Source organism: Roseateles sp. FW305-36 (genome assembly GCF_058787015.1).
In genome coordinates this window covers 143210-151733 of record NZ_JBYSZK010000019.1, presented here as the reverse complement: position 1 = coordinate 151733, position 8524 = coordinate 143210, and the positions used below count along the sequence as shown (strand labels likewise).

Genomic DNA, 8524 nt, shown 5'->3' with positions numbered 1-8524 from the left:
CCGTGAGTCGGCGAATCCACCCAATGTAGCGGTGAGCTCGATTCGGCGCAGTCAAGAGGGGATGGCCGGACGCTTACATTGATTGACTCTTGTGATTCAGTTTTACGTGTGGAAGGGTGCTGCTGTCGCGAGAGTATCTGGTGAGGAAACGCCGAACCTTGCTTTCGACGTGGCCAAATGATTCGTCGTAAGTTGCGATCAAGCGACCGCCCTTGATGGCCCTCGTCTTGACGCCAATGAAGCTCTGGCGACTCGAGACGATGGCTGAAGGCTGCCATGGCACGACGTCACTGGACGCCTACATCAGCGCCGGATTTCGAACACATGCCGGGGGGGGCAGATCGACAGCTTCGCGTCCGATCTGACGAACGTGCGAGTCCCCGTCATCGGGGCCCGCATACGCCGTCCTCCCGGCCTGCGGAGGCAAACAGGTCTGACGACCAGTGTCGTGATGCCTGAAGATACTGGCAGCCACCGCCTTCATCGGCCGCGGCCCTTGTTCTCCGTTGTCGCACCTCTGCTCCAACGTCAACGGGACGACCTGCCCCGCTTAGCGCCCCAACAAAGCACGCGGCAGTAGTCAGCCCAAGCCGCCCAGCGCGTCGTCGAGGCTGATCTGATCACTCCACCCTGCGACCAGTTTCTCAGCATCACTGCACGCGTCTAGCATCGCCTCCGCACGCGTGTCGCGAATATGCAGGCATTCATGCCGAAGCGAGAAAGGCCGCTTGCCAGCGAAGCACATGTTCACTAGGCCGACGTATCCCAGCCGATGGGTCATCACCGAGGGCCAAGCCGACGCCGAGCCGTCGGACGCGCAGATCAAAGGACTCATGAGGTGGTCGGTTCGCGCATTGGAATGTCGTTGAACACTAGGCCAGACCTACCCCTTCATCAAGGCCGGGATGCTCAGCGAAGGGCGCACCACCGAACCGGTAAGCTGTGCCCATGAGGATTGCGTGTATCGGTTGGGGTTCGCTCGTGTGGAAACCCGGTGTCTTGCACTGCGCCGGCCTTTGGCAGCCTGGCGGCCCGCAGCTACCCATCGAGTTCGCGCGAACGTCTCAAGATGGCCGGCTGACACTTGTGCTGCTTGATGGAACCCCCTCGGTCCCAACACGTTTCGTCGAGCTGTCGCATGCAACGGCGGAACAGGCCCAGGAAGCACTCGCCGGCCGTGAGGGCAGCGGCGTGGAGTCCATCGGGCTCTGGCCAGGCCCAGAGCCCAAATACCCTGTCGGTGCTGCGGCCATCGCCGAATGGGCGACCACCACCGGCTTTGACGCCGTGGTGTGGACGGCGCTGCGGCCCAAGTTCCGCGGCGTCTTCGAGCAGGTCCCCGAGAACGCTGATGACGTGCTCCACTATCTTCGCGAACTCGATGAGGAAACGTCGCGCGCGCGCCCGTGAGTACGTCTGCAAGGCCCCTGAAGAGGTGCGCACGCCTTTTCGTGCAGCCATCGAGTCGGAACTCGGTTGGGTGCCTAACGGCGGCCATTGACCCGTCCTGGCAGCTCTTGGCTGCAGTGGCGCCGATAGCGCGCTTGGCAAATCGAAGCCATCGGCCAGCCCGGCGTGCAGCCCGCCGCTGTTTGGCGGACAACGGGCGTTATGTCAGATTCGGTTTGAATCCCCGGGGGCAGGAAGGCATCGCGAGTCACACGGCGACGATGAGGATCAACGCAGCAACTCGCGCATACATTCCGTAAATCCGTCGGTGGCGCTTGCAGGCCTTGTCAGCGCGATGGTGGTCGCACCGCGGCGGACCTCACTACGGGTCGGCCAAGCACACGGCGCCGGCGGGACGGGTGGCGCTGGCATCAGCAGTTCGATGCCGATAGGCTTCGGCCACTGCGCCAACAGCCGACTGGGCCCTCTCATGGATCCAACGCCGAAGCCAGTTCGCGTTGATGCCATGAGCCGTCGTCACGGCGGGCATCGACACGGCTGGCTGCTGCGAGGTCAGTCCTTAGGAAGCTCAGCTAACTCCATTTGAGCAACGTGAACGGGCTCCATGAACGACTTCAAAGATTCCTGCTGCTCGAGAAGAAAGGGCGCGTCCTTTACCTTCTTGTGGAGACTCAGAAGCCGCTTCTCCGCCCGGACCAAGATGGTGTCATAGAGCATGGGGTAGATAGTCACAGACTCACCGTGTGCTTCAGGTTCCGCCTCGCCCGATTCGATCTTGTCCCCCAGCAAGAAGCCGTCTACCTTGGCCGTTGGCTTCAGATAGCCCCTGGCCCGTAGCTCCTTGACGTACTTCCAAACTTGCCCCTTCTCCTTGCTTCCAAGAGCTAGTCCTGTGGTCTTGAGGTCGATGATGACAAGGTGTGCGACACCATCCTCATCGTGATTGTCGTCATAGGACGGGCGGGCATATAAGCCGACGCTCGAGTCCGGGAGCGCGACGAAGTCGGGGCGGTTGCGCGTGCCCTTGCCTGCCTTGTCCTTGAAGATGGTCTTGATGACCTGTGTCATGCCCACGTTCGATGTGAAGTCAATTGACTCGAACTGAGCGCCGAACATCCACAGGCCTCGTTCAAAGAGGGGCTGAAGCTCGTGCACTTCATCAATGCCCACCTTCTGTAGTTTGATCCGAAGTTCTCCAATGAGCCTCAAGCGGTTCTGAATCTCGTCCAGAACCAGTTTCGCCATACCGATGGTCCACTCAGTCAGGACCTCGTGCAGCTTGTCGTAGTCGTCGGGCTCGCACTTATGAAGGATGTCTAAGAGGCCGTAACGAGACTTGGATTGCTCAAGCTTGGCCAGGATGGTCGTCAGCTGGACGATCTCTGTTTCGCCGAAGGTGGGACACGTGTCAACGACTTCGTCCACAAAGCTGGTCACCCGTTCCTTGCTGATCGGGGACAGCTTGTTTATCGTGTTGCCCACCTTTTCTTTGACGGCGGCCTTGGTGCTAGCCCGCTCCTCTTTGCTGGTGCTGTCAATGATTTGGCAGATGCGGTCTTGAACTGCGGCCCTCGTCTTGACCCACGTGCTGCTCTCTTCCCGGAACCCGCTCCAGTCCTCTTTGACCGCACCGTGCTCGTTGAGAAAGTCTGCCTTCACGATGAAGGTGAATCTTTTTGCCTCGGTCGTTCGCCCGTCAAGAATTCGGGTGTAGTCGCTAGCGCTCCAGTTGCACTGACCAACTGCTCTATCTTGAACCCACCAGGCGATGCCATGTTGCTTCGTGGTCTTGTCGGCCTTCTTCGTGTCGATATGAAGGATGGTCACAACGCCCAGCCCTTGGATCTCAACCTCAGCCTTGCTGAGGTAGTCCGGGATGTCGTTGAAGGTGATGGCCCTACCTCCAATAAAGACCTTGAAGGCAGGATTCGCGAGGAACCGGCTTCCAAGCAACTCTCTTGCCTTTTCCTCGGCGAACTGGAGATACGGAATCTCCCCCGTGCCTACGATCGTTGTGCCATGGCCTTCAACACCTTCAGCGGTGAAAGACACTTCTTCGAGCACAAGTGGGCGCGTTGAAGTTCTGCTGACCTTGCAGATGAATTCCTGGCCGTTCTTCCTGGATGTGATCAGGTACTCACTGGAGAAGCAGAAGCTGGCGAAGCGGCCTTTGCCATTCTTTCCGAACACTGCTCTAGGAAGGCCCTTGATCTCCGGTGGCGGATCGCTCTTAGGACCTTGGGCACTGATGCGGTTGTAGTCCCAAGTCCGCCAAATGAAGGCGAACTCTTCTCGGGTCATGCCTTTGCCGTTATCGACGATTTTGAAGTGCTTGCCTTGCTTCCTGTCGGGAAGAGTGATCTGAACCTCAGTGGCATACGCATCCCAACAGTTCGCAACCAGCTCAACGATTGCCGTGGAGGGATCCGTGATGATGCTTCCCGCATATTTGTTCAGGAATCGCTCGTCATAAAGATATGACGGGTCTTCAATCAGCGATGCTTGTTCCACGATGCTCCCTGGCTTCGGTTCGTCCGAAATCCGCACATTCAATTCAGCTTCAAGGGTATCCGAAAGCCAAACGGGCAGTGCCGCTGCGCTCGCTGACCTACGCAAATAGTCATCCGCGGCGCGGTTGTCCTTGAGCTCTTCATCGAAGAAGTCCTTGCTCAGCCAGTGCAGCCCCCACTCCGCCAGGTTCTCCGTGTTGGCGAACGCTGGCCTGAGCGCCGGTCTTCTTGTCCTTCCAGATGTGCCTGAACATGACCTGGGTCGAGGGGATGCCCAGCTTCAAATTGTGGTTCAGGAAGAAGGCGATCTTGTCGAACAGCGAGTACTGGCCCTTCCCCCTCAATCACACAAGAACCAGCTTTTCGGTCCGGTCCAGATCACTTCTGGCCGGAAGCCTCCGGGCGCGAACGCCGGGGATCGCACGAAGAACGCACGTGTGACAGACACCTTCATGCGCGTCTCGGTGAAATCCTCGACATAGCCTCGGTAACGCACGCCATCGCGGTCCTGGCATACCACCCGTCCGCGCTCGCGCATGAGCGGCCAGGCCGCCCGCGCCTGCTGCTCCTCTTTTTCAGCCTGAGCAGCGGTGGCGACCCTTCGCTGCTCTAGCTCGCGGCCCGGTACAAAGCCGGCGCGCTGCAGCACCAGTTGATAGTCCGGACTCGGCGGCTGAACGGTGGGCTCCACGAACATGATCTCCGTCGACGCCGAGCCGTCATAGATCCAGGTCTTCATCTTGAGCGCGAAGAGGATCCTGTCCGGGTCCTGGCGATCGTGACAGAGCTTGTTGGCGTCAAGGTCGCCGTTGGCTTGGGCGCAGGCCTGCCGGAACCCTTCCGTCCAGCGGCTTTCGATGGCCGCACCACCGGGCTTGCTGAAGAGGGTCAATATCCGAAAGCCGTTTCCGAGCTCGACTTTCGGTCTCGGCAAGTACTTCGCTGTTTCGATATTGACGGGCTTCGGCCCGTCCGCCCAAGCGAACGCCCAGCTCATGGGGTGAGACCGGTCCAGCGGAGGAGTCGACACGCAGCCTGCCAGGAGTCCTGCGGCAAGCGCAGACGCCAACCAAACGGCTGGCACGCCTAGCTTCGACAGCTGCGGTCTAACAGGGCCCACAAACTCGAGTGATGCGGTCATGGATCCTCCTTGATGGCACAGCTCGGGCACGATTTGCCGTGAGCCTCATGCGCCAATGTGCGAATTAGTGTGTGTTTGAATGAGTGTACTTTCGACACCCTGCCGGGGTGTCTCAGGCATCCCCCCAACCCCGATCGCGCGCCAAGGCGACGCCACGCGTAGCGGCCCACCCGCAGGCGGTGTTCGGCGCACGCGTGCGAGAGTTGCGCCTGAAGCTGGAGCTCACCCAGGACGACCTGGCGACGCACTGCGGGCTGTTCCGGACCTACCTGAGCCGCATCGAGACCGGCAATGCCAATCCGACGCTGACCATGATTTGCGCGCTGGCCGATGCGCTGGGCGTCACCGTGGCCGAGCTGTTCCCGGACACGACGCCTCCCACACCTGCACGGGGCAGCAACCGCAAGCAAGGCAACACCCCGTCGCGTGGGCGCGTGCGCTGAGCTCTTCTCGAGGTTCAAGCGGCACCCCGCCTGTGACGCCGCGGCCGGCGCAGGAATAGCTCGTCCACCCAGGCCTGCCGATCGCCCTCGCTGATCGCGCCGAGCGCAAACCAGTCACCTTTCGGCAGGCGCGGATGCAGCCGCAGCACCCAAGCCCGAGTGCGTCGGCTTGGGGTGAACGTTCCATCCGCTATCGCTTCGACGATCTGGCAGGCCTGCTGCAGCACGCGCATGTGCGCGTTCAGGGCTTGCCGGTCTTCACCCTCAAACCGCCTGGACAGCGTCCGTCGGTCCGGCATGGCCCTCAGGGTCTGCCAGACCTGGCCCGAGGCGAACACCGTCAGCCCAGGGTCCCGATGCAGGCATCGCAGCGCTGTCGCCAGTTGCCGCAGGGCTTCTCGCCGTTGACGCTTGTTCGCCATCCTCGGCGCAGAAGGTTGTGGCAGATCACACTGCAGCGATGCCGACCGCCCAGGCGCGCGATCAAGGTACATCGCCGCCCAGGCTCGCGCCTCATAGGGGCTACGCACCGCCAGGGCTAGTTCCTCCCGTTCGGGAAAGTGCCTCGCGATCCGGACTGCTCGATCCCGCAGGCCAACGCCCACCTCCAGCGTCAGCCGCTCCAGCAGCCCCGCCGTTCGATCAAAGGCACGCACAGCGAGCATCAGTGCATAGCCACCACACCCCTCCAGCCGCACCTCAATCTGGGCCAGCGTCGGATAGTGCGGCAACAACCAACTGGCGAGCCCCTGTATCGGGAGGTCCTCTGGCGCCGCTACCAATTCCTCCAGCAGCTGCCGGCCCCAGCCGAGCGCCCGCAGTCGTTCATCAAAGGTCGTCATGGCCTCTCCTCAGTGCGTTTCGAGCGGGCGCACAAAGCCACCCAGGATTTCCAGATACAGCTCCGGCTTGATGTGGCCCAGTCGGTGCAGCAGGGTCAGGCCGATCACGGATGGCTCCAACGGCATCAGACGCAGGTAGCCCTCCGACAGTGGCGCGGGCAGGTTCTGGTCAGGCAGCAGCGGGCTGAGATTCACTGAGGCGATCCCTGACAGGTCCACGACCCAGTTCAGAAACTCGACCTGGTCGGCCGCACTCAGGCTGCGCTGCGAGCTCCACAGCGCTCGCTGCAGGTGGTGGCCACCCAGCACCAACTCGCGCTCCCGCGCGAAATCCTCGATCTGCCGCTCAAGCGTGGCGAGCTGAGGCCAGGTCATGCCAGGCACCAGGACGATGGAGAAGGAGAAGCCCAAGGCTTCAGGGATGGATGTGTTCATAGGATTTTCAAAAGTGACAACAAGGTGATCTGGGTCATTTCCGCTTGGCGTATCGACTGCCATTCGGACGACCACGGGGCCTGCGCATGCGTGTGCTGCGACGCCCCAGGGTCGGTCGAGGACCTCGAGGCCAACGGCTTACTTCAATGCCGCCACGGCGGGCGGCGAACCAGACGCGCGATCCCGGGGGCCCCAGGCCTTCACAAGCACCAGGCGGCAGGGTGACTTCCAACCGTCCGAGTACGTTGCGACGGAAAACCACGATCCAGGTGGGGGCCGATCCATGGCGATGCCGAAGAGAACGGCGCTTCATTCGGCGAACTCCAGCGTCCAGCCTCTGCCGGGCACCTGCACCACCCGGCAGCCGGCCAATTCGGCGCTGGTCGGGAAGTACCGGTCCGCCCACCGAGCGATGTCGCGGAAGTCGGCATCGGCGTCGAATACCAGCAGCTGATCCAGCGCTGGGCGGGCGTGCCTTAGCGCCCTACCCCAGGCCGTGACTCGATCCGGATGCGTCGACCAGAGCCCGTCTCGAACGGATGCCAAGCTTGGATAGTCCACGCACGCTTGAGCGGCAGCAGCGCGCAGGGCATCTGGCACCGCCGGGATTCGTGGCACTTCCTGCAGCACCAAGTGGACGGCATGGATCGCGTTGAGGCGCAATGCGGCGATCCTCATGGGCGCCTCCAGACTTGCAGTGCGATCGGCTCAACGGACAAGATCTCCGGTTGCTCGCGCAGCCAGTCGCACACACCCTGGCACAGCGACGGCGGAATGCCTCGGTTGGGTCGACGCAGCACGATGCTGTCGGGTGTGATGGCGACGCTCACCTGAAAGCCGCGCAGCCGCTGAGCCAGGCGACGGCCAACGTCACCACGGGCGAACCACGGGCCGCGGAAACGCACACACAGTTGGACCTGGGATGGCGGACGGCTGCGCCAGTCGGTGGAAAGAGAGTGCGGGCTGGACGTGCTCACGATGCTGCCTCCTCACCAGAAGCCGGGCCCGCCTCGCCGCTCTGCGCCTTCTCGCCCTGACGCGTTGACCAGCGCTCCAGGTGCCAGTCCGGCTCCATGTGTCGGATGAGGGAGAGCCACTGAGCCGACGCCATAGGCTCGTCCGCCTCGAACTCGCGGCCGCAAACATTGGCCAGCAATTGAGCGAGCATCTGGACGTCCGAGTACCGAACAACGGCGACCGCATCCTGCGCGGACAGCCAGGTTGCGATGGCCTCACCGTCGTCCTCGCGAATCGAGCGCAGGAGGCCGATAACCAGATACTGCTCGTCATCCGCATAGGCCCCAAGCAGACCAGTCGATTCCAACAAGAAGGCCAGCTCGCGCTGCAATACGTGGATCTCGTCTCGGCTGGCGTCAGGGTTGAATTCGAGCCGAACGCGCAGCGCCGGTTGCACCAACGCCCGGCAAAGGCCCAAGTCCATGGCATGGACGTGGCTGGCACTCCAGATGAGCGGCCGGGTGCCGGTGAAGTCGGCGCGAGGCGCAAAGAGATCAACACCAGGCAGAGGGAAGTCGTCAGACATAAGGTCTCCAAAGATCTAGGGCAAGGTCGGGGGGGAGGCAGCGGCGGGCTGCTCGGGCAGCACGAGGCCCTGCCGTCATCGCCGGGGCATTTGCGAGCGCTTGAGAGGCCAAGACCTTCCCTTGCGCGGGCTAGTTCGGGCAGCGCTCCGCCGGCCCGGCCGCTGCGAGGCAGCGGGCCGTGCGGGTCACGTCGAAGGGA

General features: G+C 62.2%; 11 protein-coding genes. 2 read left to right on the top strand and 9 right to left on the bottom strand.

The genetic code is table 11. The features are described 5' to 3' along the window. Positions 1–580 precede the first annotated feature (580 nt). A complete protein-coding gene (locus tag AC3WOE_RS27165; RefSeq protein ID WP_492695021.1) occupies positions 581–835 on the bottom strand; it encodes a hypothetical protein in 255 nt (84 codons plus the stop codon). Between the two features lie 113 nt (positions 836–948). On the opposite strand from AC3WOE_RS27165, the gene AC3WOE_RS27160 reads away from it, so the two are divergent. After that, on the top strand, positions 949–1410 hold the full coding sequence (locus tag AC3WOE_RS27160; RefSeq protein WP_492695019.1) for a hypothetical protein: 462 nt from the start codon (positions 949–951) through the stop codon (positions 1408–1410). Between the two features lie 552 nt (positions 1411–1962). On the opposite strand, the gene AC3WOE_RS27155 is transcribed toward AC3WOE_RS27160, so the two are convergent. The 3 genes from AC3WOE_RS27155 to AC3WOE_RS27145 all read right to left on the bottom strand — a co-directional run bounded on the left by AC3WOE_RS27155 (position 1963) and on the right by AC3WOE_RS27145 (position 4917). Then, positions 1963–3921 carry an ATP-binding protein gene (locus tag AC3WOE_RS27155; protein ID WP_492695017.1) on the bottom strand — a complete coding sequence of 653 codons (1959 nt, stop codon included), beginning with the start codon at positions 3919–3921 and terminating at the stop codon, positions 1963–1965. Positions 3922–4060: 139 nt separating this feature from the next. Continuing rightward, on the bottom strand, positions 4061–4264 hold the full coding sequence (locus tag AC3WOE_RS27150) for an LA2681 family HEPN domain-containing protein (RefSeq protein ID WP_492695015.1): 204 nt from the start codon (positions 4262–4264) through the stop codon (positions 4061–4063). Next, positions 4261–4917, bottom strand: coding sequence for a hypothetical protein (locus tag AC3WOE_RS27145; protein ID WP_492695013.1), 657 nt, complete (start codon positions 4915–4917; stop codon positions 4261–4263). The genes AC3WOE_RS27150 and AC3WOE_RS27145 overlap by 4 nt, the downstream gene beginning before the upstream one ends. A 251-nt stretch (positions 4918–5168) precedes the next feature. Between AC3WOE_RS27145 and AC3WOE_RS27140 the strand changes: the two genes are divergently transcribed. Beyond that, positions 5169–5504 carry a helix-turn-helix domain-containing protein gene (locus AC3WOE_RS27140; protein ID WP_492695011.1) on the top strand — a complete coding sequence of 112 codons (336 nt, stop codon included), beginning with the start codon at positions 5169–5171 and terminating at the stop codon, positions 5502–5504. Between the two features lie 14 nt (positions 5505–5518). Here AC3WOE_RS27140 and AC3WOE_RS27135 read toward each other — a convergent pair whose 3' ends face one another. The 5 genes from AC3WOE_RS27135 to AC3WOE_RS27115 form a co-directional block, all read right to left on the bottom strand. Further along, entirely contained in the window at positions 5519–6346 is an 828-nt protein-coding gene (locus AC3WOE_RS27135; RefSeq protein ID WP_492695009.1) for a BPSL0761 family protein, read from the bottom strand. Positions 6347–6355: 9 nt separating this feature from the next. Continuing rightward, positions 6356–6781: a hypothetical protein gene (locus AC3WOE_RS27130; RefSeq protein WP_492695008.1), complete on the bottom strand. Its 426-nt coding sequence runs from the start codon at positions 6779–6781 to the stop codon at positions 6356–6358. Positions 6782–7090: 309 nt separating this feature from the next. Next, positions 7091–7459 (bottom strand): hypothetical protein, encoded by a 369-nt coding sequence (locus tag AC3WOE_RS27125; protein WP_492695006.1) that lies wholly within the window; start codon positions 7457–7459, stop codon positions 7091–7093. Continuing rightward, on the bottom strand, positions 7456–7758 hold the full coding sequence (locus AC3WOE_RS27120) for a hypothetical protein (RefSeq protein ID WP_492695004.1): 303 nt from the start codon (positions 7756–7758) through the stop codon (positions 7456–7458). Before AC3WOE_RS27120 ends, AC3WOE_RS27125 begins: the two co-directional genes overlap by 4 nt. Further along, on the bottom strand, positions 7755–8324 hold the full coding sequence (locus AC3WOE_RS27115; RefSeq protein WP_492695002.1) for a hypothetical protein: 570 nt from the start codon (positions 8322–8324) through the stop codon (positions 7755–7757). Before AC3WOE_RS27115 ends, AC3WOE_RS27120 begins: the two co-directional genes overlap by 4 nt. Positions 8325–8524 lie beyond the last annotated feature (200 nt).